This window comes from Streptomyces sp. NPDC033966 (assembly GCF_055575955.1).
On the sequence record NZ_JBVIRQ010000001.1, the window covers coordinates 96773 to 119750 of the forward strand.

Below are 22978 nucleotides of genomic sequence, written 5' to 3' on the forward strand. Positions count from 1 at the left end.
CCTTCCTATGGCCGTCACGGACAAGGACACGCGGGTACCACTCCCGAACGGAGCATGCCTTACCCCCTCCCCCGGGCCTAGCCTGCGGACAAAGACACAAGTGCGTCCGAAAACCCCCCAGGAGCCCTCCATGACTGCTCTCCCGCAGGAGCGCAAGCTCGTCACCGCGATCCCCGGCCCCAAGTCGCAGGAGCTGCAGGCCCGCCGCCTCGGCACGGTGGCCGGCGGCGTGGGCTCCGTGCTCCCCGTCTTCACGAAGCGCCTGGACGGCGGCATCCTCGAGGACGTCGACGGCAACCGCATGATCGACTTCGGCTCCGGCATCGCCGTGACCTCGGTCGGCGGCTCCGCCGAGGCCGTCGTGCGCCGCGCCACCGCGCAGCTCGCCGACTTCACCCACACCTGCTTCATGGTCACGCCGTACGAGGGCTACGTCGAGGTCTGCGAGGCCCTGGCCGAGCTGACCCCGGGTGACCACGCCAAGAAGTCGGCCCTGTTCAACTCGGGCGCCGAGGCCGTCGAGAACGCCGTCAAGATCGCCCGTGCGTACACCAAGCGCCAGGCCGTCGTGGTCTTCGACCACGGCTACCACGGCCGTACGAACCTCACGATGGCGCTGACGGCGAAGAACATGCCGTACAAGCAGGGCTTCGGCCCGTTCGCCCCCGAGGTCTACCGCGTCCCGGTCGCCTACGGCTACCGCTGGCCCACCGGTGCCGAGAACTGCGGCCCCGAGGCCGCCGCCCAGGCGATCGACCAGATCACCAAGCAGATCGGCGCCGAGAACGTCGCCGCGATCATCATCGAGCCGGTCCTCGGCGAGGGCGGCTTCATCGAGCCGGCCAAGGGCTTCCTGCCGGCGATCGTGAAGTTCGCCAACGACAACGGCATCGTCTTCGTCGCGGACGAGATCCAGTCCGGCTTCTGCCGCACCGGCCAGTGGTTCGCGTGCGAGGACGAGGGCATCGTCCCCGACCTGATCACCACCGCCAAGGGCATCGCCGGCGGTCTGCCGCTGGCCGCCGTGACCGGCCGCGCCGAGATCATGGACGCCCCGCACGCGGGCGGCCTGGGCGGCACCTACGGCGGCAACCCGGTGGCCTGCGCCGGTGCGCTGGGCTCCATCGAGACGATGAAGGAGCTCGACCTCAACGCCAAGGCGAAGAAGATCGAGTCCATCATGAAGTCGCGCCTGTCCGCGATGCAGGAGAAGTACGAGATCATCGGCGACATCCGCGGCCGCGGCGCCATGATCGCCATCGAGCTGGTCAAGGACCCGGAGTCCAAGACCCCGAACCCGGAGGCGGCCGGCGCTCTGGCCAAGGCCTGCCACGCCGAGGGCGTCATCGTCCTCACCTGCGGCACCTACGGCAACGTGCTCCGCTTCCTCCCGCCGATCGTCATCGGCGAGGACCTCCTGAACGAGGGTCTGGACGTCATCGAGGCGGCGTTCGCGGGCATCTGACCGAACGTCCAGTTCGAAGGACTGGAACGCTTGAACGCGGCGCCCGCCCTCTACCACCGGTAACGGTCGGGCGCTGTGAAGAAGCTGTGGGGGGCCGATGGCGGGAGCGCGTTCCCGCTGTCGGTCCCCCTTTCGCTGGCGTACGGTTTCTGCAGATGAGTGAGACAGACCGTTCCCGGGTGACCGGGGGCGACACCGGTTCCGGGCTTCCCCAGCGCCGTACTGGTCATGCGTTCGCGCACACTCCTCTCAGATCGGACGGCCGTCCGCCCCAAACCCCCCGGGGCGCGCGGCAACCCGATCCGGGCGGCCGTCCCGGAACCATCCCCCCTGTTCCGGGACGGCCGGCCATCCTCCCGACGGCCCTGTGCCTCGGCCTCTTCGCCCTGATCACCTGGCAGGTCCTGGTGTCGGGGCCGCTCCTGGTCCCGGACCACGCCCTCAGCGGCGCCCTCGTGCGCACCGTGCCCGACGCCGTCACCGAGCGCCTCGCGGACCTGGGCAACGTGCAGGTCGCCGTACCCGTCCTCGCGCTGGCCATGGCGTACGCCGCCTGGCGCGGGCGGCGCCTGGCGGCGCTCGCGGCCGGCCTGGCGATGGCCCTGGTGCCGGCGCTGGTCGTCCCCCTCAAGACGTGGACCGCCCGCCCCGGCCCGCTGGAGCCCTGGGCGGCCGGCTACTTCCCCTCGGGTCATACGGCGACGGCCCTGACGGCGTACGTGGGCGCGGCCCTGCTGCTCGCCCCGTTCGTCCGCCGCCCCTGGCCGATGGCCGCCGCCCTGGTGCTGTCGGCGGCGACGGCCACGGGCCTGGTGCTGCGCGGCTTCCACTGGCCGCTCGACGTGCTGGCCAGCGCCCTGCTGTGCGTACCGCTGCTGCTGGGGGTCCACCGGGTGGCCGGCGGCCGTCAGCGGCCGTAGCAGGAGTCGAGGTTCCGGCTGAACTCGCCCTGAGGGCGGACGCGCCGGAGGATCCGGGCACGAACGGCGACCGACGCGGTCCGGGCCAACCCCCTCGTCAAGGCTTCGCGCGGGCCCCTCGCCCCTCCCCCGCCAGGGCCCTCGCCGCCGCCTCGTGCAGCGCGAGCTCCAGCAGTGCCGGGTCGGTGAGGGTGCCACGGCCGTCCGGGAGTTCGAGCCAGCGCGGGCCGCCCGTGGCCCTGCCCGGGTACGGGACGGCGATCCAGCTTCCGCGTCCCGCTCCCCGTACGCCCGTGCCGATCCAGCGGGAGGCCGTGCCCGGGGGCACGAAGAAGCCCACCCGGGCGTCGCCGAAGTCCGCGAGCACCGGGCCGGGCGGGGCGGGGAGCATGCGCAGCACACCGAGGGCGCCCTGCCCCAGTCCCCCGGGCACGATGAGCAGGTCCCAGTGCCGGCCGGCGGGCAGCAGGGCGACCCCGAGGGGACTGCGCTCCCACTCCCACCGGCAGGCGCCCGGATCCGCCGCCGCCTCGACCAGCCATTCCACTGCGGTCCTCGCTCCCGGGAGCGTCATCGCCCGGCCTCCGTTCGTCTCGTCGCGGTGAGGGTCCTCACCGGGAGAGAGCGGGGCCGGGCGGGGCTATGACGCGGGTCGCACTACGCCATGGAGGTGAATCGGGTCACGGGACGGACCGCGGGCGTGCGCCGGGGCGTACGGACGTACGGGCGTACACCCGTACGCATCAGCTGTCGAAGCCGAGCCCGAGGCGGTCCAGCGTCTTGAGCCACAGGTTGCGGTGGCCGCCCCGGGCGTCGGCGCGGGCCAGCGACCACTTGGTGAGGGCGATCCCGGTCCAGGCGAACGGCTCGGGCGGGAACGGCATGGGCTTGGACCTCACCATCTCCAGCCGGGTGCGCTCGGTGGACAGGCCGTCGAGCATGTCCAGCATCACCTCGGCGCCGAAGCGGGTGGCGCCCACGCCGAGCCCGGTGTACCCGGTGGCGTAGGCCACCCTGCCGCGGTGCGCGGTGCCGAAGAAGGCGGAGAAGCGGGAGCAGGTGTCGATGGCCCCGCCCCAGGCGTGGCTGAAGCGCACTCCTTCCAGCTGCGGGAAGGCGGTGAAGAAGTGCTCGGCGAGCTTGAGGTAGGTCTCGGGGCGGTGGTCGTACTCCGAGTCGAGCTTGCCCCGGTAGGGGTAGATCGCGTCGTAGCCGCCCCACAGGATCCGGTTGTCCTTGGTGATCCGGAAGTAGTGGAACTGGTTGGCGCTGTCGCCGAGCCCCTGGCGGTTCTTCCAGCCGATCGAGGCGAGCTGCTCCTCGTCCAGCGGCTCGGTCATCAGCGCGTAGTCGTAGACCGGGACGGTGAAGGGCCGGATGCGGCGCACCAGCGAGGGGAAGATGTTGGTGCCCAGGGCGACCCGGCGGGCCAGGATCGTCCCGTAGGGGGTCTCCACCGTCATCCCGGCGCCGGCCCGGGCCATCTTCAGGCCGCGCGTGTTCTCGTAGATCCGCACGCCCTGTTCCAGGCAGGCCCGTTTCAGGCCCCAGGCCAGCCTGGCGGGGTTGAGCATGGCGACGCCGTCGCGGTCCCACAGGCCCGCGAGGAAGGTCGGCGAGTCGACCTCCGCCCTCAGGGCCTCGCCCTCCAGCCACTCGGAGCCGTCGCCGAGGCCGAGCTTGACGGCCTCCTCGTGCAGTTCCCGCAGCTCCTCGACCTGGTGCGGCTCGGTGGCCACGTCGATCTCACCGGTGCGCTCGAAGTCGCAGTCGATGCCGTAGCGGGCGACGGCCTCCTCGATGGCGTCGAGGTTGCGGGCGCCCAGCTCCTCCAGCTTGGCGAGCTCGCCGGGCCAGCGGGCCATGCCGTTGGCCAGGCCGTGGGTGAGGGACGCCGCGCAGAAACCGCCGTTCCGGCCGGAGGCGGCCCAGCCCGCCTCCTTGCTCTCGATCAGTACGACGTCCCGGCCGGGGTCGCGCTCCTTGGCGATCAGCGCGGTCCACAGGCCGCTGTAGCCGCCTCCGACGACCAGCAGGTCGCAGCGCTCGTCGGAGGTGAGGGCCGGCTGCGGCGCCGGGCGGCCGGGGTCGTCCAGCCAGTACGAGACCGGCTTCGCTTCGGAAAGGGATTTCGCAACACTACGCATGGCGACTGGGGCCATGGCTTCCAACTCCCTACGGGGTCTACTTCGGTTGTGCCTTCTTGCGGCGGTTGCCGGCCCACTGGCCGGCGAGGACCACCAGCACCGCGACGACGAACATCGCCGTGCCGATGACGTTGATCTGGACGGGCGTACCGCGCTGGGCCGATCCCCACACGAACATGGGGAAGGTGACGGTGTTGCCCGAGTTGAAGTTCGTGATGATGAAGTCGTCGAAGGAGAGCGCGAAGGACAGCAGCGCGCCCGCCGCGATACCGGGGGCCGCGATCGGCAGGGTGACCCTGAGGAAGGTCTGCACCGGTCCGGCGTAGAGGTCGCGGGCGGCCTCCTCCAGGCGCGGGTCCATGGACAGGACGCGTGCCTTGACGGCGGCGACGACGAAGCTGAGGCAGAACATCACGTGGGCGATGAGGATCGTCCAGAAGCCCAGCTGGATGCCCATGTTGAGGAAGAGGGCGAGCAGCGAGGCCGCCATCACGATCTCGGGCATGGCCATCGGCAGGAAGATCAGCGAGTTCACCGCGCCGCGCGCCCGGAACCGGTACCGCACCAGCGCGAAGGCTATGGCGGTGCCGAGGACCGTGGCGCCGATGGTGGCCCAGAGGGCGATCTGGAGGGACAGGGCGAGGGAGCCGCACATGTCGGCGACCCCGCAGGGGTCCTTCCAGGCGTCGAGGGAGAACTCCTGCCAGGCGTAGTTGAACCGCCCGGTGGGGTTGTTGAAGGAGAACACCGTCACGACGACGTTCGGCAGGATCATGTACGCGAGCGTGGCGAGGCCCGCGATGACCACGAGATTGCGGCGGAGCCAACGCATCAGACCAGGTCCTCCGTCCCCGCTCGGCGGATGTAGATGGTGACCATGATCAGCACGATGGCCATGAGGATGAAGGACAGCGCGGCCGCCGTCGGGTAGTCGAGGATCCGCAGGTACTGCGACTGGATGACGTTGCCGATCATCCGGGTGTCGGTGGAGCCGAGCAGTTCGGCGTTGACGTAGTCGCCGCTCGCCGGGATGAAGGTGAGCAGGGTCCCGGAGACCACGCCCGGCATCGAGAGCGGGAAGGTCACCTTGCGGAACACGGTGGCGGGGGTGGCGTAGAGGTCGCCGGCGGCCTCGTGGAGGCGGGTGTCGATGCGCTCCAGCGAGGTGTAGAGCGGCAGGATCATGAAGGGGAGGAAGTTGTAGGTCAGGCCGCAGACCACCGCGAGCGGTGTGGCCAGGACCCGGTTCCCCTCGGTCATGCCGAGCCAGCTGGTGACGTCGAGGAAGCCGACGGCGTTGAGGGCGCCGACCACCGGGCCGCCGTCGGCCAGGATCGTCTTCCAGGCCAGGGTGCGGATCAGGAAGCTGGTGAAGAAGGGGGCGATGACGAGGACCAGCAGCAGGTTGCGCCAGCGGCCCGCCCTGAAGGCGATCAGGTAGGCCAGCGGGTAGCCGAGCAGCAGGCACAGCGCGGTCGCGGTGCCCGCGTACAGCAGGGAGCGCAGGAACTGCGGGAGGTACTCGGTCAGGGCGTCCCAGTAGGTCTGGAAGTGCCAGGTGACCTCGAAGCCCTCTTCGAGCGAGCCGGTCTGCACCGAGGTGGAGGCCTGGTAGATCATCGGCAGCACGAAGAAGACGAGCAGCCAGACGATGCCGGGGAGCAGCAGCCAGTACGGGACCAGGCGCTTCTTCAGGGACGCCTTGTGGACCGGGGGCCCGGCGGGTGCGGGGGCCTCGGGGGGCGCCGCGGTGGCCGTCATGCGCTCTCCTCGACCGTCTCGATGCCGGCCTCGCCCATCGTCCCCGCGAGCACGGACTGGGCGGCGTCCAGGCCGAAGGTGTGCTCGGGGTTCCAGTGCAGGACGACGTCGGCGCCGGGGACGAGGCGGGCGTCCCGCTCGATGTTCTGGACGTACACCTCCAGCTCCGGGCAGACCTGGCTGTCGATGACGAACTGCGTGGAGACGCCGATGAAGGAGGAGTCGGCGATCTTGCCCGCGACCTTGTTCCGGCCGGCCGCGATGGTGTGTTCGTCGGCCGCCGGGACCAGGGAGATCTTCTCCGGGCGCACGCCGACGAGGAGCTTTCCGCCCGCGCGGGGCGTGGTCGAACATCGGGCGGTGGGCAGCCGCAGGGTGGTGCCGGAGGCCGAGACGGTCACGTCGGAGCCGGTGGACTCGACGGCGGCCTCGATGAGGTTCGAGGTGCCGAGGAAGTTGGCGACGAAGGTGGTGCGCGGGTTCTCGTACAGCTCGGCGGGGGCGCCGAGCTGCTCGACGCGGCCGCCGTTCATCACGGCGACGGTGTCGGCCATGGTCATGGCCTCCTCCTGGTCGTGCGTGACGTGCACGAAGGTGATGCCCACCTCGGTCTGGATCCGCTTGAGCTCCAGCTGCATCTGGCGGCGCAGCTTGAGGTCGAGGGCGCCGAGCGGCTCGTCGAGCAGCAGCACCTGGGGGTGGTTGATGAGGGCGCGGGCGACGGCCACGCGCTGCTGCTGGCCGCCGGAGAGCTGGTGGGGCTTCTTGCGGGCGTGCTCGCCGAGCTGGACCAGGTCGATCATCTCGTCGACCTGCTTCTTGACCGACTTGATGCCGCGGCGGCGCAGGCCGAAGGCGATGTTCTCGAAGATGTCCATGTGCGGGAACAGCGCGTAGCTCTGGAAGACGGTGTTCACCGGGCGCTTGTACGGCGGGAGGTGGGTGACCTCGCGGTCGCCGAGGCTGACCGTGCCGGTGGAGGGCTCCTCCAGGCCGGCGATCATGCGCAGGGTGGTGGTCTTCCCGCAGCCCGAGGCGCCGAGCAGGGCGAAGAAGGAGCCCTGGGGGATGGTGAGGTCCAGCGGTTGCACCGCGGTGAAGGAGCCGTAGTGCTTGCTGATCCCGGCGAGGCGGACGTCGCCGCTCGCGGTCTTGTCGGTCATGGGCCTGGGCCTTCGGTGGTGTGTCGTGGGAAGGGGACGGGGCGCGGGTGGGGGTGCCGGTGCGTGGGTCCGGTCAGGCGCCGATGAGCTTGGCGAACTTCTCCTCGTACGCCGTCTCTTCCTCGCTGGTGAGGGAGCGGAAGGCGTGGGCCTTGGCGGCCATCTCCTTGTCCGGGACGATCAGCGGGTTGTCCGCGAGCGCCGGGTCGATCTTGGCGAGTTCTTCCCTGACGCCTTCGACGGGGCAGACGTAGCTGATGAACGCGGCCAGCTGGGCCGCGACCTCGGGCTCGTAGTAGTAGTCGATGAGCTTCTCGGCGTTGGCCTTGTGCCGGGCCTTGACGGGGACGAGCAGGTTGTCGCTGGAGGTGATGTATCCGGCGGCCGGGATCGCGTACTTGATGTCCGGGTTGCCGGCCTGGAGCTGGATGACGTCGCCCGCCCAGGCGAGACAGGCCGCCAGGTCGCCCTTGTCGAGGTCGGCGGTGTAGTCGTTGCCGGTGAAGCGGCGGATCTGCTTGGTGTCCACGCCCTTCTGGAGCCGGCCGATCGCCGCGTCGTAGTCCGCGGTGGTGAAGTCCGCCGGGTTCTTGCCCTGGTCGAGCAGGGTCATGCCGACGCTGTCGCGCATCTCGGTGAGGAAGCCGACGCGGCCCTTGAGGGAGGGGTCGTCGAGGAGCTGCGTGACGGAGTCGACCTTCTTGCCGTCGGTTGCCTTGGAGTTGTAGGCGATGACGGTGTCGATGCCGGTCCACGGGTAGCTGTGGGCGCGGCCCGGGTCCCAGTCGGGGTTGCGGAACTGCGGGATCAGGTTGGCGTAGGCGTGCGGGAGGTGGGAGGGGTCGAGCTTCTGCGCCCAGCCGAGGCGGATGATGCGGGCGGCGAGCCAGTCGGTGACGACGATCAGGTCGCGGCCGGTGTCCTGGCCGGCGGCGAGCTGCGGGCGGATCTTGCCGAAGAACTCGACGTTGTCGTTGATGTCCTCCGTGTACTTGACCTGGATTCCGGTCCGCTTGGTGAACTCCTCCAGCGTGGGACGGGTCTTCTCGTCGTCGCTGGTGTCCATGTACTCGGTCCAGTTGGAGAAGTTGATCTCCTTCTCCCGGTCCGAGTGGTCGTCGGAGGCCACGGCTCCGCCTTCGCGCCTGGCGGGCGGGATGCCGCAGGCGGTGAGGGCGGAGAGGCCGCCCAGGGTGAGCGCCCCGACCCCGGAGGCGCGCAGCAGCGAGCGGCGGGTGAGGGCGCCGCGCCCGCTGGTGAGGCTGCGCCGCATCGCTGCGGTCTGCGCCGCCGAGAGGCGGTCGGGCTCGAACTGCTCCATGCGCGTTGCCCTTTCGGGAGGGATGGCCGCTGGTCGGGCGGCGAGCTGCTATCGGTCCCCGAAGACGGTGCGGTGCCAGTCCTTCGCGGCCACCGCAGTATTGTCGAACATCACGTGCTTGACCTGCGTGTATTCCTCGAACGAGTAGGCGCTCATGTCCTTCCCGAAGCCGCTCGCCTTGTATCCGCCGTGCGGCATCTCGCTGATGATCGGGATGTGGTCGTTGACCCAGACGCAGCCCGCCTTGAGCTCGCGGGTCGCGCGGTTCGCCCGGTAGAGGTCGCGGGTCCAGGCGGAGGCCGCGAGCCCGTACGGGGTGTCGTTGGCCAGGGCCAGGCCCTCGTCATCGGTGTCGAAGGGCAGCACGACCAGGACCGGGCCGAAGATCTCGGACTGGACGACCTCGCTGTCCTGCGCGGCGCCGGAGATCAGGGTGGGCCGGTAGTAGGCGCCCTCCGCGAGGTCCCCGCCGGGGATCTCGCCGCCGGTGACGACGGTGGCGTACGAGCGGGCGCGCTCGACGAACGCGGCGACCCGGTCGCGCTGGGCGTGCGAGACGAGCGGGCCGAGGTCGGTGGCGGGCGCGAAGGGGTCGCCCAGGCGGACGGTCTCCATCAGCTCCGCGACCCGGGCGGTGAACGCGTCGTGGAGCGGGCGCTGCACGTAGGCGCGGGTGGCGGCGGTGCAGTCCTGGCCGGTGTTGATGAGCGAGGCGGCGACCGCGCCGTGGGCGGCGGCCTCGACGTCGGCGTCGTCGAAGACCACGAAGGGCGCCTTGCCGCCGAGCTCCAGGTGGAGCCGCTTGACGGTGGCGGTCGCGATCTCGGCGACCCGCTTGCCGACGGCGGTGGAACCGGTGAAGGAGGTCATCACCACGTCGGGGTGGCCGACCAGGTGCTCGCCCGCGTCCCGGCCGGCGCCCGTGACGATGTTGACCACGCCGTCGGGGATGCCCGCCTCCTTGGCCGCCTGGGCGAACATCAGGGAGGTCAGCGGGGTGAGCTCGGCGGGCTTGAGGACGATCGTGTTGCCCGCGGCGATGGCCGGGAGGATCTTCCAGGCGGCCATCTGGAGGGGGTAGTTCCAGGGCGCGATGGAGCCGACGACGCCGATGGCCTCGCGGCGTACGTAGGAGGTGTGGTCCCCCGAGTACTCGCCGGCCGCCTGGCCCTGGAGGTGGCGGGCCGCGCCGGCGAAGAACGCGGTGTTGTCGATGGTCCCCGGCACGTCGAACTCGGTCGACAGCTTGAGGGGCTTGCCGCACTGGAGGGACTCGGCGTACGCGAAGTCCTCGGCCTGCTCGGCCAGTACGGCGGCCAGCCGGTGCAGGGCGTCCGAACGCTCACCGGGAGTGGCGGCCGACCACGCGGGGAAGGCCCGCTTGGCGGCGGCCACGGCCTCGTCCACGTCGGCCGTCCCGGCCAGTTCACAGGTGAGCACCTCCGCGCCGGTGGCGGGGTCGACGACGGTGTGCGACCGCCCCGAGGTGCCCGGCCGCAGCCAGCCGTCGATGTACTGCGCGCCGTCTGCGAAGCGGTCCTTGACCTGGAAGCGGTTACCCATCGCTCTCACGCTCTCCGTAGCTACAGCTCGAATTGAGTGCCGATCCTGGCAGAGGCGTTCTCCCCCGCCAAGTGATTCCGTTGTTGCCTTTTGATTACGCGACGGAATCGGTCGACCATGTGTCGAGGCATCCCCGAAATCCCGTACGAAGTGTCAGTGGAGACTGCAAGACTCGCGTGCATGGAGATGATCGACAAGTTGATCGAGCAGGTCAGCCGTGGTGAGCGGGTGAAATACCTGCCGTTCTGGGGGCACCGTCCGCAGCCGGACGGACGGCTCGGACCGAGCTGTCTCAGCCAGTGGTGGCCCTCCCCCTTCACTGTGGGTGACGTCCGGTACGCCACCGCCGAACACTGGATGATGGCCGGGAAGGCACGCCTGTTCGGGGACGCCGAAGCCGAGCGCGCCGCACTGGCGGCCGGCAGTCCGGCGGCGGCCAAGAAGGCCGGGCGGCTGGTGCGCCGGTTCGACGAGGAGGTCTGGCGGCGGGAGCGGTTCGCGCTGGTCGTCGAGGGCAGCGTGCACAAGTTCGGCTCCGACCCGGCGCTGCGCTCCTACCTGCTGGGCACGGGATCGCGCGTGCTGGTCGAGGCGAGCCCCGTGGACCGGATCTGGGGCATCGGGCTGGCCGCCGACGACGAGCGGGCGCTGCGGCCGGACCGCTGGCGTGGCCTGAACCTGCTGGGCTTCGCCCTGATGGAGGCCCGGGAGCGGCTGCGGGCGGACTCCGCGTGACCGGGCGGCGCCGGGTGGCCGCGGTCATCGTGCGCGACGGCAGCGTCCTGATGGTGCGCGAGCGGCACCGGGGCCCGTCCGGGCTCCACGACGGGGCCGAGTACTGGACGCTGCCGGGCGGCGGGGTGGAGCCCGGGGAGGACCTGGAGGCGGCGGTCCGGCGGGAGGTGGCCGAGGAGACGGGGCTGCGCCCCCTGGAGGTGCGGTACGCGTACGAGGCGCCGTACCCCTCCGGGTGGACCACCTGCTTCCGGGTGGAGGTCGCGCCCGGCGAGCCGGTGCTGGGGGTGGACGGGGACCTGGACTGCGCGTGCCCCCGGATGGTGGGGCTGGCCTGGCTGCCGGTCCCCCGCGCCGCTCCGGACGGGCCCTTGATGGTCCCCACCCTCCTGTCGGCCGCCCCGCTCTGACCCGGGGGCCGGGGCGGGGCCGGCGGGTCGCTCAGACCCGCTCGCGCGGCGCGTCGACCTGGGACACGGAGGACGGGGAGTCGCTGCCGCCGTCCGAGTCGTCGATCTCGGGGACGAGGAAGACGAGCACGGTCATGCCTATGCCCAGCACCATGCCGACCGCGCCGAGGATGATGCCGGACAGGGCCACACCGCCGTTGGTGGCCTCACCCCGGGTGGCCTTGCCCCTGCCCAGCACCCCGAAGACGACCGCGGCGATACCGAGGGCGATGGCACCGAACATGGTGGCGCAGGCGAACACCGACACGATGCCGAGCACGAGGGCGGTGATCCCGAAGCCGTTGCTCGCGGGCGGCGTCGCGTACGGGTACGGGTACCCCGGCTGTCCCGGGTAGCCGGGGTAGCCCGGGTAACCGGGGTATCCGGGCTGCCCCGGGTACCCGGCCTGGCCGGGCTGGCCCGGATAGCCCGGATAGCCCGGGGGCACCGGCGGGCCGGGGTAGGCGTACGCGCCGGGAGCCGGCTGCGCCGGGTACCCGTACGCGGAACCGGGCGCCGGGGGCTGCGGGTACGGAGCGGCGGCCGGCGGGGCCGGCTGGGGCGGCGGGTACCCGGACGGCGCGGGCGCGGGGGGCACGCCGGGCATGCCGGCCATCGTCGGCTGCTCGTGCACCGGCGGCACCGGCTGGGCCCCCTGCGGCTTGGGCCCCTGCGGCTGGGCCTGGCCGGCCGGCGGCCGCTCGGGCGGCGCCCACGGGTCCCTCGGTTCAGGGCTGTGGTCGGTCATGCGGCGCCCCCCTCTCTCGTACGGCCATGCTAAGCGCTGCCACCGACACGGCCGGGTCCTGCCTACGATGAAGCCGACCCGCCCGCACGAGTGTCCTTCCGGAGGCCCCCATGCCCGACCTGCACCCCTTCATCGCGGGGCTGCCCAAGGCCGAACTCCACGTCCACCACGTCGGCTCGGCTTCCCCCCGCATCGTGGGCGAACTGGCCTCCCGCCACCCCGACTCGAAGGTCCCCACCGACCCCGAAGCGCTGGCCGACTACTTCACCTTCACCGATTTCGCCCACTTCATCGATGTCTACCTGTCGGTCGTCGACCTGGTCCGCACCCCGGACGACGTGCGCACGCTCACCTTCGAAGTCGCCCGCGACATGGCCCGGCAGAACATCCGCTATGCCGAACTGACCATCACCCCTTACTCGTCGACCCGCCGCGGCATCGACGAGAACGCCTTCATGGAGGCCATCGAGGACGCCCGCAAGGCCGCGGAGGCCGAGCTCGGCGTCATCCTGCGCTGGTGCTTCGACATCCCCGGCGAGGCCGGCCCCGACGCCGCGGCCGAGACCGCCCGCCTGGCCGTCGACCTGCGCCCAGAGGGCCTGGTCTCCTTCGGCCTGGGCGGCCCCGAGATCGGCGTCCCGCGCCCGCAGTTCAAGCCGTACTTCGACGCGGCCCGCGCCGCCGGCCTGCACAGCGTCCCGCACGCCGGCGAGAGCACCGGCCCGGAGACCGTCTGGGAAGCCATCCGCGAGCTGGGGGCCGAGCGCATCGGCCACGGCACCAGCTCCACCCAGGACCCGGAACTGCTGAAGTACCTCGCGGAGAACCGGATCGCGCTGGAGGTCTGCCCGACCTCCAACATCGCCACCCGCGTGGTGACCGACCTCGACCGTCACCCCATCAAGGAAATGGTGGCGGCGGGCGTGCTCGTCACCGTCAACAGCGACGACCCGCCGATGTTCGGCACCGACCTCAACAACGAGTACGCGGTCGCCGCCCGGCTCCTCGACCTCGACGAACGGGGCCTGGCGCAGCTCGCCAAGAACGCCGTCGAGGCCTCCTTCCTGGACGAGGCCGGCAAGGCGAAGCTGATGGCGGAGATCGACGCGTACACCGCCGAATGGCTCGCCCGCTGACTCCCCTTGATCGCCGGCGCCCCCGAGAATGGGGTGCATGAGCGATCTGACTGCCGTCGGCCACCGCGGCGATCCCTACCGTTTCCGTGAGAACACCCTCGCCTCCGTCCGCTCCGCCTTCGCCCGCGGAGCGGACGCGGTGGAGATCGACGTACGGCTGACCCGCGAGGGGGTGCCGGTCCTGCTCCATGACGAGACGCTGGAGCGGCTGTGGGGCCACGACGTGCGGCTCGACGCCGTCACCGCCCCGCAGTTGAAGGAGCTGACGGACGGCCGGGTCCCGACCCTGCGCGAGGCGCTGACGGAGGCCGGGGCCGGCCGGCTGATGATCGACCTGCCGGGTGCGACGTACGAGGCCGTGAAGACCGTCGTCGACCTGGTGCGCGAGTGCGGGGCGCGCGACCGCGCGTACTACTGCGCCGGCCCGGACACCATGCTCGCGGTCCGTGCCGCCGATCCGGGCGCGGAGATCGCGCTGACCTGGACCACCCTCTCGCCGCCGCGCCGGGTGCTGATCGACGCGGTGAAGCCGCGCTGGCTCAACTACCGCTTCGGGCTGGTCAGCCGGGAGCTGACGGACGCCCTGCACCGGGACGGGCTGCTGGTGTCGGCCTGGACGCCGGACACCAGGCGGTCGATGCGCGCCGTCCTCCGGGCCGGGGCGGACTCCGTCACCACCAACCGGCTGGACGCACTGGCCGCCGTGAGGGCCGGGCTCGGCCGGTGAGGCGCCGCCCGGGCGGACACCCGGGCGACCAGGGCGTCGTGGGGCTGCATGCCGGTGACCGGCCACCGGCCGGGGATCCCCCGGTCCGGCGCGCCGAGCAGGGCGAGATCATGATCACAGGCCGGCGATGGCGTTCCAGCGCTTGGCCAGGGCGGGGCGTTCGGCCGAGGAGATGTCCCGGGCCACCGCGAGGCGCCGGCGCATCGCGTCGTCGGGGAAGACCAGCGGGTTCTCGGCCAGTTCGGCGGTCTCCCTGTCCGGTGAGGCGGCCAGCACCTCGCGGGCGGCGGGCACCGGGCAGACGTAGTTGACCGCCGCCGCGAGCTCCGCCGCCACCGCCGGGTCGTAGTAGTGGTCGACGAGGGCCTCGGCATTGGCCTTGTGCCGCGCGAGGTTGGGGACGAGCAGGCTCTCGGCCCACAGCTCGGCGCCCTCCTCGGGCACCACGAACTCGATGTCGGGGTTGTCGGCCCGGAGCTGGATGGCGTCGCCCGAGTAGGCCTGGCAGGCCAGGACGTCGCCCTTGCCGAGATCGGAGGTGTAGTCGTTGCCGGTGAAGCGGCGGACGTGCTTCTTGCGCACCATCTCCTCGACCCGGTCGCACATCCGGTGGAAGTCGGATTCGGTCCAGCGGGTGACGTCGGTGCCGTCGCCCTGCATCAGCAGGGAGAAGGACTCGTCGAGGCCCGAGAAGAGGGTCACCCTGCCCGCCAGGTCGGGGTGCCAGAGGTCCTTGACGGACCTGATCTCCCGGCCCAGCGCCCTGCGGTTGTAGGCGATGCCGGTGATCCCCGACTGCCAGGGCACGGTGTGCAGCCGGCCCTCGTCGAAGGCGGGCGAACGCAGCTGCGGGTCCAGGTACTTGGCGACGTTGGACTGCGCCGGGCGGTCCATCTTCTGGGCCCAGCCCAGGTGGACGAAGCGGGCGGCCATCCAGTCGCTGACCACGACCAGGTCGTGCCCGGTCGCCTGGTGGTTCATCAGGGCCGGGCTGACCTTGCCGAAGAACTCGTCGTTGTCGTTGATCTCCTCGGTGTAGCGGACCTGGATGCCGGTCTTGCGGGTGAAGGCCTCCAGGGTCGGACGGCTCTCCTCGTCCTCGTCGCCGGTGTCGATGTAGAGCGGCCAGTTGGAGAAGGCGAGGGCGCGGTCGCGGTCCGAGAGGTCCGGGGCCCGCCGCCGGTCCTCCGGGACGTACGCGGCGGGCACGCCGCAGCCGGCGAGGGCGGCGAGCAGGCCCGCGGCACCGAGGCCGCGCAGCGCGGCGCGACGGGAGACGAGTTGAGGCATGGCCAAAGCCTCGGACAACGCGAAGGGGCGGGCAATAGACAAGCTGTCTACTGCCCGCCCCGTCAGGGCCCTTCGGTGATCAGTGCGCCGTCGCCCGGGCGACGGCGCTGGATCAGCCGTCGAGCGAGGTCATCACGTGCTTGATGCGGGTGTAGTCCTCGAAGCCGTACGCGGAGAGGTCCTTGCCGTAGCCGGACTTCTTGAAGCCGCCGTGCGGCATCTCGGCGACGAGCGGGATGTGGGTGTTGATCCACACGCAGCCGAAGTCGAGGTTCTTGGACATGCGCATCGCGCGGGCGTGGTCCTTGGTCCACACGGAGGAGGCGAGGGCGAACTCGACGCCGTTCGCGAACTCCAGGGCCTGGGCCTCGTCGGTGAAGGACTGGACGGTGATGACGGGGCCGAAGACCTCGTTCTGGATGATCTCGTCGTCCTGCTTCAGGCCGGAGACGACGGTCGGGGCGTAGAAGTAGCCCTTCTCGCCGACCTGGTGGCCGCCCGCCTCGACCTTGGCGTGCGCCGGGAGGCGCTCGATGAAGCCCGCGACCTGCTTCAGCTGGTTCGGGTTGTTCAGCGGGCCGTAGAGCACGTCCTCGTCGTCCGGCCGGCCGGTCTTGGTGTCGGCGGCGGCCTTGGCCAGCGCGGCCACGAACTCGTCGTGGATCGACTCGTGGACGAGCACGCGGGTGGCGGCCGTGCAGTCCTGGCCGGCGTTGAAGTAGCCGGCGACGGCGATGTCCTCGACGGCCTTGGCCAGGTCGGCGTCCTCGAAGACCACGACGGGGGCCTTGCCGCCGAGCTCCAGGTGGACGCGCTTGACGTCCTTGGAGGCGCTCTCGGCGACCTGCATGCCGGCGCGCACCGAGCCGGTGATGGAGGCCATCGCCGGGGTGGAGTGCTCGACCATGGCCTTGCCGGTCTCGCGGTCGCCGCAGACGACGTTGAAGACGCCCTTGGGCAGGATCGAGTCGATGATCTCGGCCATCAGCACGGTCGAGGCCGGGGTGGTGTCCGAGGGCTTGAGGACGACGGTGTTGCCCGCGGCGATCGCCGGGGCGAACTTCCACACGGCCATCATCATCGGGTAGTTCCACGGCGCCACCTGGGCGCAGACGCCGACCGGCTCGCGGCGGATGATCGAGGTCATCCCCTCCATGTACTCGCCGGCCGAGCGGCCCTCCAGCAGGCGCGCGGCGCCCGCGAAGAAGCGGATCTGGTCCACCATCGGCGGGAGCTCCTCGCTGGCCGTCAGGCCCAGCGGCTTGCCGGTGTTCTCCGACTCGGCGGCGACCAGCTCCTCGGCGCGCGCCTCGAAGGCGTCCGCGATCTTCAGCAGCGCCTTCTGGCGCTCCGAGGGCGTGGTGTCACGCCAGCCCGGGAAGGCCGCGGCGGCAGCGGCCATGGCGGCGTCGACGTCGGCCTGTCCCGAGAGCGGGGCGGTGGCGTACACCTCGCCGGTCGCGGGGTTGACCACGTCGGTGGTCCGCCCGTCGGCGGCGTCCTTGAACTCCCCGCCGATGTAGTTGCGCAGACGACGCAGTTCGGTGGTCACTACAGCCACTCTCCTGATCACATGTCCAATGATTGAGACGACCTGCCAAGCCTAGCCCCTCCGGTGACGCTTTCGACAGAGCCAGACCCGGCCACCTACGAAATCCGTGAAATCCAAGAGGCTCGACAACGGATTTCATCGATTACGGGTTGCGGAACAGACGACTCCTCGTGCACAGTGAGGTCGTGGTCAGTCGAAGCGCAGATTCCAGGAACAGACAACCGTCCCCTTCGGTCGATGCTGTGTCCCTGGCGATCATCGAGCAACTGCAAGAGGACGGTCGCCGTCCGTACGCCTCGATCGGCAAGGCCGTGGGCCTCTCCGAAGCGGCGGTGCGCCAGCGCGTGCAGAAGCTGCTCGACCAGGGCGTCATGCAGATCGTCGCCGTCACGGACCCGCTCACCGTGGGCCTGCGGCGTCAGGCGATGGTCGGCATCAACGTCGAGGGAGACCTCGACCCGGTGGCCGACGCACTGACCTCCATGGCCGAGTGCGAGTACGTCGTGATGACCGCGGGGTCGTTCGACCTGATGGTGGAGATCGTCTGCGAGGACGACGACCACCTGCTCGAAACGATCAACAAGAAGATCCGCACGCTCCCCGGCGTGCGATCAACCGAAAGCTTCGTTTATCTGAAGCTGAAGAAGCAGACCTACATGTGGGGAACTCGATAGCCCGTGAGCCAGGACCTCTCCAAAACCGCGTACGACCACCTGTGGATGCACTTCACCCGCATGTCGTCGTACGAGAACGCGCCCGTCCCCACCATCGTGCGGGGTGAGGGCACCTACATCTTCGACGACAAGGGCAAGCGCTACCTGGACGGTCTCGCCGGACTGTTCGTGGTCAACGCCGGTCACGGCCGCAAGGAACTGGCCGAGGTCGCGTACAAGCAGGCCCAGGAGCTGGCGTTCTTCCCCGTGTGGTCGTACGCGCACCCCAAGGCCGTCGAGCTCGCCGAGCGCCTCGCCGACTACGCCCCCGGCGACCTGAACAAGGTCTTCTTCACCACCGGTGGCGGCGAGGCCGTGGAGACCGCCTGGAAGCTCGCCAAGCAGTACTTCAAGCTCCAGGGCAAGCACACCAAGTACAAGGTCATCTCGCGTGCGGTGGCCTACCACGGCACCCCGCAGGGCGCGCTGTCCATCACCGGCCTGCCCGCGCTGAAGGCCCCCTTCGAGCCGCTGGTCCCCGGCGCGCACAAGGTGCCCAACACCAACATCTACCGCGCCCCGATCCACGGCGACGACCCCGAGGCCTTCGGCCGCTGGGCCGCCGACCAGATCGAGCAGCAGATCCTCTTCGAGGGGCCCGACACCGTCGCGGCCGTCTTCCTGGAGCCCGTGCAGAACGCCGGCGGCTGCTTCCCGCCGCCGCCCGGGTACTTCCAGCGGGTCCGCGAGATCTGCGACACCTACGACGTGCTGCTCGTCTCCGACGAGACCATCTGCGCGTTCGGCCGCCTCGGCACGATGTTCGCCTGTGACAAGTTCGGCTACGTACCGGACATGATCACCTGCGCCAAGGGCATGACCTCGGGCTACTCCCCGATCGGCGCCTGCATCGTCTCGGACCGCATCGCGGAGCCCTTCTACAAGGGCGACAACACCTTCCTGCACGGCTACACCTTCGGCGGACACCCGGTGTCCTCCGCCGTGGCCATCGCCAACCTCGACATCTTCGACAAGGAAGGCCTGAACCAGCACGTGCTGGACGAGGAGGGCAACTTCTTCAACACCCTGAAGAAGCTGCACGACCTCCCGATCGTCGGCGACGTCCGCGGCAACGGCTTCTTCTACGGCATCGAGCTCGTCAAGGACAAGGTCACCAAGGAGTCCTTCACGGACGAGGAGACCGAGCGCGTGCTCTACGGCTTCCTCTCCAAGGCGCTCTTCGACAACGGCCTGTACTGCCGCGCCGACGACCGTGGGGACCCGGTCATCCAGCTGGCCCCGCCGCTGATCGCCGACCAGGGCACCTTCGACGAGATCGAAGGCATCCTGCGCTCGGTGCTCACCGAGGCGTGGACCAAGCTCTAACCGGTCCCGGCCGACCAGGCCCACCCACCCGGCCCGGATCCTCCGTTCGAGTAGAACGCGGGGGTCCGGGCCGTGTGCTGTCGGCATCCAAGACGTTCATCTCTTTACATCTCATTGCGGCGCCAGTGACCGAAGGGGCGCCGCTTTCGTTCCCCCGGACGGAGGTGTACGCCATGGTGGCTCCCCCGGACAAGGCCCGGCCCGACCATGCCCCGCCGCAGGACGACCTGCTCTGGGCCCGGTCCCTGCACTACTCCCACAGCGGTACGCCCGGCCTGATCGGGGTCTCCGCCGGAGTCCGCCAGGGCGAGATCCTCGCCGTGACCGGCCCGCGCGGCTGCGGAAAGAGCACCCTGCTGCGCTGTCTGGCCGGGCAGCTGCTGCCCGAACAGGGCGAGGTCTGGTTCAACAGCGTGCCCGTCCACACCCTGGGCTCCGCCGCCCGAGAACGCCTGCGCCGCGACCGGTTCGCCTGGATCGGCCCCGAACCGCAGCTGCTGCCCGAGCTCAAGGTCTGGGAGAACGCGGCCCTGCCCCTGCTGATCGGCGGCACCCCGCACCGCGCCGCCCGCCGGGCCGCCCTCGAATGGCTGGAGCGCCTCGACCTCGACCGCTTCGCCGGCAAGCGCCCCGGCGCCCTCAACCGCGCCGAGGCCCAGCGGGTCGCCCTGGCCCGCGCCCTGGTCGCGGAGCCCGCGGTGCTCTTCGCCGACGAGCCGACCGCGCCGCTGCACCGCGCCGAACGCGCCCTGCTGCTGCGCACCCTGACCACGGCCGCCCGCTCCCACGGCATCACGGTCCTGCTGGCGACCCACGACGAGGAGACCGCGGCCGGCGCCGACCGCGCGCTGGCCCTGCTCGACGGCCGCCCGGCCGGCGCCGCGTCCGCCTCCGCCCTCACCACGGAGGATCCGGCCGCGTGCTCGCTCTCCGCCTAGTCCGCGGCTCCCGCCCCCTGGTCCAGCTGCGCCGGCTGCTGGTCGCGGCCGCCTCCGCCGGCAGCGGGTTCCTCCTGCTGTACGTCCTCGCGGACGCGGCGGCCCGGCCCGCCGGATCGTTCCCCCGGCTGCTGTGGGCGCTGGTACCGCTCGCCGCCACCGCCCAGTTCGCGGTGGCCGTCGCCCGCACCGACCCCGCGACCCGACCCCGCGACGGGCTCGACGCCGCCGGGCTGGGACCCGTACGGCTCACCCTGGTCGCGGCCGTCTCCACCGCCGTCGCGTGCGCCCTCGGCAGCGCCCTCGCCCTGGCCGCCTTCCTCCACCTGCGGGGCGACCTCGCCGGACTGCCCTTCGACGGCGCCGGCGCCCGCCTGCTGCACGCCGGCCGGCCCCTGCCGGTGGCCGCCGCCCTCACCCTGCTGGCCCTGGTCCCGCTGACGGCCGCCACCGCCACCGCCCTCGCCCTGCGCCCCCGCCCGCCGCACGCCGGACTGGCCCCGCAGACCGGCGTGCCCTGGGGGGTGGCGCTGGCCGCCTGCGGGCTCGCCGCCCTGGCGTACGCGCGGCCCGGCGGAGCCGCCGTACCGGCCGGCTGCGCGCTGATCGCGGTCGGGCTGGCCCTCGCCGGTCCGGGACTGGCCTACGCCTGCGGGACCCTGGTGCAGGCCGTCCGGCCGGGCCTGCTGCGGCTGCTGGCCGGGCGCGGCCTCCAGGAGGAGGCGCCCCGGCTGGGACGGCCGCTCGGGGTGCTCACCGCCGTCGGCGCCGCCGCCCTCACCGTCCTCCCCCCGCACGGCCAGGCCGGCCCCCTCGCCCCGCTCGGGCCGCTGACCGGCCCCGCCGCCGCCCTGGTGGCCCTGTGCGCGGCCGGGACCCTGCTCACCTCGGCCGTCGAGTCCCGGCAGGCCCGCTCCGCCTCCCGGGAGGCGCTGGCCGGCCTCGGCACTCCGGGCGCGGTGCTGCGTACGGCGGCGGCCCTGCGGGCGGCCGCGCTCCTCGCGGCCGCGGCGGGGCTCGGCTGGTGTGTGGCGCAGCTGACTTCGCTGGCACTGACCCGCTGAAACGGCCAGCCCTCAGGGTGGGCCGGCGTGGTCTTCCTCCCGGGCGCCTCGGGGCACGGTGCAGGAGGTCTCCGACGACGTGACGCCGAACGACTACGAGTCGCGGACCGCGCTGGTGGACTCGGTGGAAGAGGTCCCGTACGCGCTCGCGGCCATGGCCTGAGCCCCGGCAGGGCAAAGAACCGGTCAACGGACTCCCTTGCGGAGGCAACTTCCCGGCCCGATATGACGTCTGGCAGAGGTACCGCCTTACCTGCCAGACGTTGAACGGAGCCTTCTGTGCTCATAGGCCTGCTGACCGCTGTCGCGGCGTCCATCTGCTACGGCACGGGCTCTGTCCTGCAAGCCGTGGGCTCGCGCCGCGCCGCCCGGACGTCCCCGGCCGCCGCCGGCGTGACCGCCCACGGCGGACCGAACCTGACCTCCACCGCCAAGGCCGCGATGACCTGGGAGTTCATCGTCGGCACCATCCTGGACTTCGTGGGCTTCGGACTGGGCGCGCTGGCGGCCCGAATGCTGCCCCTGTTCCTCTCCCAGACGGTGATCAGCGCCAACCTGGTGATCACCGCCGTCCTCAGCGTGAAGATGCTGGGCATCCGGCTGACCCGCAAGGAGTGGACCTCGATCGGCGTCGTCTGCGCGGCGCTGGTGCTGCTGGCGACCGCCGCCGGCCACGAGGGCGACCACCACGCCCCGATGTCCACGCACTGGTGGCTGCTGGCCGTGACCCTGCTGATCATCGTCGGCGGCACCGTGGCCGTACGGTTCCTCGGCGGCCGGGCCGCGATCCTGGCGGGCCTGCTGTCCGGCCTGGCCTTCGGCGCACTGGGCGTCGGCGTGCGCATCCTCGACGGCGTGGACCCCTTCGACCCGGTCGCCTTCGCCACCGACCCGGCGCTCTACGCCATCCTGATCGCGGGCATCGGCGGCATGTACCTGCACACGGTGGCCCTCCAGATCGGCTCGGTCAACGGCGCCACCGCCGCCCTGGTCGTCGGCGAGACGGTGCTCCCGGGCGCGATCGGCGTCCTGTGGCTCGGCGACGCCTCCCGCCCGGGTCTGGCCTGGCTCGCGGTGACCGGCTTCGTGCTGGCGGTCGCCGGCGCCGTCGCGGTGGCCTGGTACGGCAACCACGACGGGGCCGGGGAACCCGCCGGGGAGCCGGTTCCGGCACCGGTCGCCTGACCCTCCCGGCCCGGCCCCGCGGCCGGGCCGCGGATTCACTCCCGTGGGGTCCCCCGGTGGCGGGGGCCCGCCGGGTGCCGCCTGCTGAAGCCATGGAGTCCACCACCACGCGGATGCGCACACCACGGGCCGCCGGGACGGCCGGGCTCGTCTTCGCCGTACTGCTCGCGGTGGCGATCGTGCTGATGAGGCTCGCGATCCCCTCGGGAAGCCCCTCCGACGCCCCCGTCGCCGACGCCGACCGCTGGGCCGTCCGGCTGGCCCTGGAGATCGTCCCCTTCGCCGGGATCTTCTTCCTCTGGTTCATGGGAGCCCTGCGCGCGCACTCCGGCGGGGGCGAGGACCGGTTCATCGCGGCGGTCTTCCTCGGCAGCGGCTACGTCTTCGTCGGGACCCTGTTCGTCGCCGCCGCCGCGGCGGGCACCGTGCTCCAGGAGGCCGTCCCGCCGTCCGGATTCGGCCGCCCCTTCGCGTACACCGTGCTCACCACCTACGCGATGCGCATGGCGGCCGTCTTCGTCTTCGTGACCTCCACCATCGGGCGCCGCCTGGCCTTCTTCCCCCGCCCGCTGGTCGCGCTGGGCTACGCCACCGGGCTGGTGCTGCTCCTCCTCGGATCCGGGGTGCCCTGGGCCGAGATGGTCTTCCCGTTCTGGGTGCTCGTCGTCAGCCTGCACGTCCTGCGCACCAACCTGCGGCGGACGGCCTGAGCCCCGCTCCCGCCCCTCCCCGCAGGCGGCGCGCGGGTCTCACGCGCATGCTGGAGACCGGGAGG

General features: G+C 71.5%; 22 protein-coding genes. 12 read left to right on the forward strand and 10 right to left on the reverse strand.

Features of this window, described 5'->3' with window-relative positions; translation table 11 throughout:
• Positions 1-130 precede the first annotated feature (130 nt).
• Positions 131-1465 (forward strand): 4-aminobutyrate--2-oxoglutarate transaminase, encoded by a 1335-nt coding sequence (gene gabT / locus ACZ518_RS00470; protein WP_469110851.1) that lies wholly within the window; start codon positions 131-133, stop codon positions 1463-1465.
• Between the two features lie 407 nt (positions 1466-1872).
• Positions 1873-2385, forward strand: coding sequence for a phosphatase PAP2 family protein (locus ACZ518_RS00475; protein ID WP_469110852.1), 513 nt, complete (start codon positions 1873-1875; stop codon positions 2383-2385).
• Positions 2386-2482: 97 nt separating this feature from the next.
• On the opposite strand, the gene ACZ518_RS00480 is transcribed toward ACZ518_RS00475, so the two are convergent.
• The 7 genes from ACZ518_RS00480 to ACZ518_RS00510 form a co-directional block, all read right to left on the reverse strand.
• On the reverse strand, positions 2483-2959 hold the full coding sequence (locus ACZ518_RS00480; RefSeq protein WP_469110853.1) for a hypothetical protein: 477 nt from the start codon (positions 2957-2959) through the stop codon (positions 2483-2485).
• Positions 2960-3128: 169 nt separating this feature from the next.
• On the reverse strand, positions 3129-4547 hold the full coding sequence (locus tag ACZ518_RS00485; protein WP_469110854.1) for an NAD(P)/FAD-dependent oxidoreductase: 1419 nt from the start codon (positions 4545-4547) through the stop codon (positions 3129-3131).
• 22 nt (positions 4548-4569) lie between these two features.
• A complete protein-coding gene (locus ACZ518_RS00490) occupies positions 4570-5364 on the reverse strand; it encodes an ABC transporter permease (protein ID WP_469110855.1) in 795 nt (264 codons plus the stop codon).
• The gene (locus ACZ518_RS00495; protein WP_469110856.1) at positions 5364-6293 is read right to left on the reverse strand and encodes an ABC transporter permease; all 930 of its coding nucleotides are present in this window, start codon (positions 6291-6293) and stop codon (positions 5364-5366) included. The genes ACZ518_RS00490 and ACZ518_RS00495 overlap by 1 nt, the downstream gene beginning before the upstream one ends.
• Positions 6290-7456 (reverse strand): ABC transporter ATP-binding protein, encoded by a 1167-nt coding sequence (locus tag ACZ518_RS00500; RefSeq protein ID WP_469110857.1) that lies wholly within the window; start codon positions 7454-7456, stop codon positions 6290-6292. Before ACZ518_RS00500 ends, ACZ518_RS00495 begins: the two co-directional genes overlap by 4 nt.
• Positions 7457-7529: 73 nt before the next feature.
• Positions 7530-8777 carry a polyamine ABC transporter substrate-binding protein gene (locus ACZ518_RS00505; RefSeq protein WP_469110858.1) on the reverse strand — a complete coding sequence of 416 codons (1248 nt, stop codon included), beginning with the start codon at positions 8775-8777 and terminating at the stop codon, positions 7530-7532.
• A 48-nt stretch (positions 8778-8825) separates the two neighbouring features.
• Positions 8826-10340 (reverse strand): gamma-aminobutyraldehyde dehydrogenase, encoded by a 1515-nt coding sequence (locus ACZ518_RS00510; RefSeq protein ID WP_469110859.1) that lies wholly within the window; start codon positions 10338-10340, stop codon positions 8826-8828.
• Between the two features lie 180 nt (positions 10341-10520).
• Between ACZ518_RS00510 and ACZ518_RS00515 the strand changes: the two genes are divergently transcribed.
• Together ACZ518_RS00515 and ACZ518_RS00520 are read left to right on the forward strand one after the other, a co-directional pair.
• Positions 10521-11075 (forward strand): NADAR family protein, encoded by a 555-nt coding sequence (locus tag ACZ518_RS00515; RefSeq protein ID WP_469110860.1) that lies wholly within the window; start codon positions 10521-10523, stop codon positions 11073-11075.
• A complete protein-coding gene (locus ACZ518_RS00520; RefSeq protein ID WP_469110861.1) occupies positions 11072-11485 on the forward strand; it encodes an NUDIX domain-containing protein in 414 nt (137 codons plus the stop codon). The genes ACZ518_RS00515 and ACZ518_RS00520 overlap by 4 nt, the downstream gene beginning before the upstream one ends.
• Before the next feature lie 31 nt (positions 11486-11516).
• Here ACZ518_RS00520 and ACZ518_RS00525 read toward each other — a convergent pair whose 3' ends face one another.
• Entirely contained in the window at positions 11517-12272 is a 756-nt protein-coding gene (locus tag ACZ518_RS00525; RefSeq protein WP_469110862.1) for a DUF4190 domain-containing protein, read from the reverse strand.
• Positions 12273-12382: 110 nt separating this feature from the next.
• Between ACZ518_RS00525 and ACZ518_RS00530 the strand changes: the two genes are divergently transcribed.
• Positions 12383-13408: an adenosine deaminase gene (locus tag ACZ518_RS00530; protein ID WP_469110863.1), complete on the forward strand. Its 1026-nt coding sequence runs from the start codon at positions 12383-12385 to the stop codon at positions 13406-13408.
• 28 nt (positions 13409-13436) lie between these two features.
• Positions 13437-14135 (forward strand): glycerophosphodiester phosphodiesterase, encoded by a 699-nt coding sequence (locus ACZ518_RS00535; RefSeq protein WP_469110864.1) that lies wholly within the window; start codon positions 13437-13439, stop codon positions 14133-14135.
• A gap of 114 nt (positions 14136-14249) precedes the next feature.
• Here the strand turns inward: ACZ518_RS00535 and ACZ518_RS00540 are convergent, their stop codons facing one another.
• On the reverse strand, positions 14250-15425 hold the full coding sequence (locus ACZ518_RS00540) for a polyamine ABC transporter substrate-binding protein (RefSeq protein ID WP_469110865.1): 1176 nt from the start codon (positions 15423-15425) through the stop codon (positions 14250-14252).
• A gap of 112 nt (positions 15426-15537) precedes the next feature.
• A complete protein-coding gene (locus ACZ518_RS00545) occupies positions 15538-16977 on the reverse strand; it encodes a gamma-aminobutyraldehyde dehydrogenase (RefSeq protein WP_469110866.1) in 1440 nt (479 codons plus the stop codon).
• Between the two features lie 170 nt (positions 16978-17147).
• Here ACZ518_RS00545 and ACZ518_RS00550 point away from each other — a divergent pair, with 170 nt between their 5' ends.
• The 6 genes from ACZ518_RS00550 (at position 17148) to ACZ518_RS00575 (ending at position 22913) form a co-directional block, all read left to right on the forward strand.
• Complete coding sequence (locus ACZ518_RS00550) at positions 17148-17651, forward strand: Lrp/AsnC family transcriptional regulator (protein WP_033222960.1); 504 nt, start codon at positions 17148-17150, stop codon at positions 17649-17651.
• A gap of 3 nt (positions 17652-17654) precedes the next feature.
• Positions 17655-19016 (forward strand): aspartate aminotransferase family protein, encoded by a 1362-nt coding sequence (locus ACZ518_RS00555; RefSeq protein ID WP_469110867.1) that lies wholly within the window; start codon positions 17655-17657, stop codon positions 19014-19016.
• A gap of 173 nt (positions 19017-19189) precedes the next feature.
• Entirely contained in the window at positions 19190-19954 is a 765-nt protein-coding gene (locus tag ACZ518_RS00560) for an ABC transporter ATP-binding protein (protein ID WP_469110868.1), read from the forward strand.
• Positions 19936-21018 carry a hypothetical protein gene (locus ACZ518_RS00565; RefSeq protein ID WP_469110869.1) on the forward strand — a complete coding sequence of 361 codons (1083 nt, stop codon included), beginning with the start codon at positions 19936-19938 and terminating at the stop codon, positions 21016-21018. The genes ACZ518_RS00560 and ACZ518_RS00565 overlap by 19 nt, the downstream gene beginning before the upstream one ends.
• A 279-nt stretch (positions 21019-21297) precedes the next feature.
• On the forward strand, positions 21298-22203 hold the full coding sequence (locus ACZ518_RS00570; RefSeq protein WP_469110870.1) for a DMT family protein: 906 nt from the start codon (positions 21298-21300) through the stop codon (positions 22201-22203).
• A gap of 92 nt (positions 22204-22295) precedes the next feature.
• Positions 22296-22913 (forward strand): hypothetical protein, encoded by a 618-nt coding sequence (locus tag ACZ518_RS00575; RefSeq protein ID WP_469110871.1) that lies wholly within the window; start codon positions 22296-22298, stop codon positions 22911-22913.
• Positions 22914-22978: the final 65 nt, after the last annotated feature.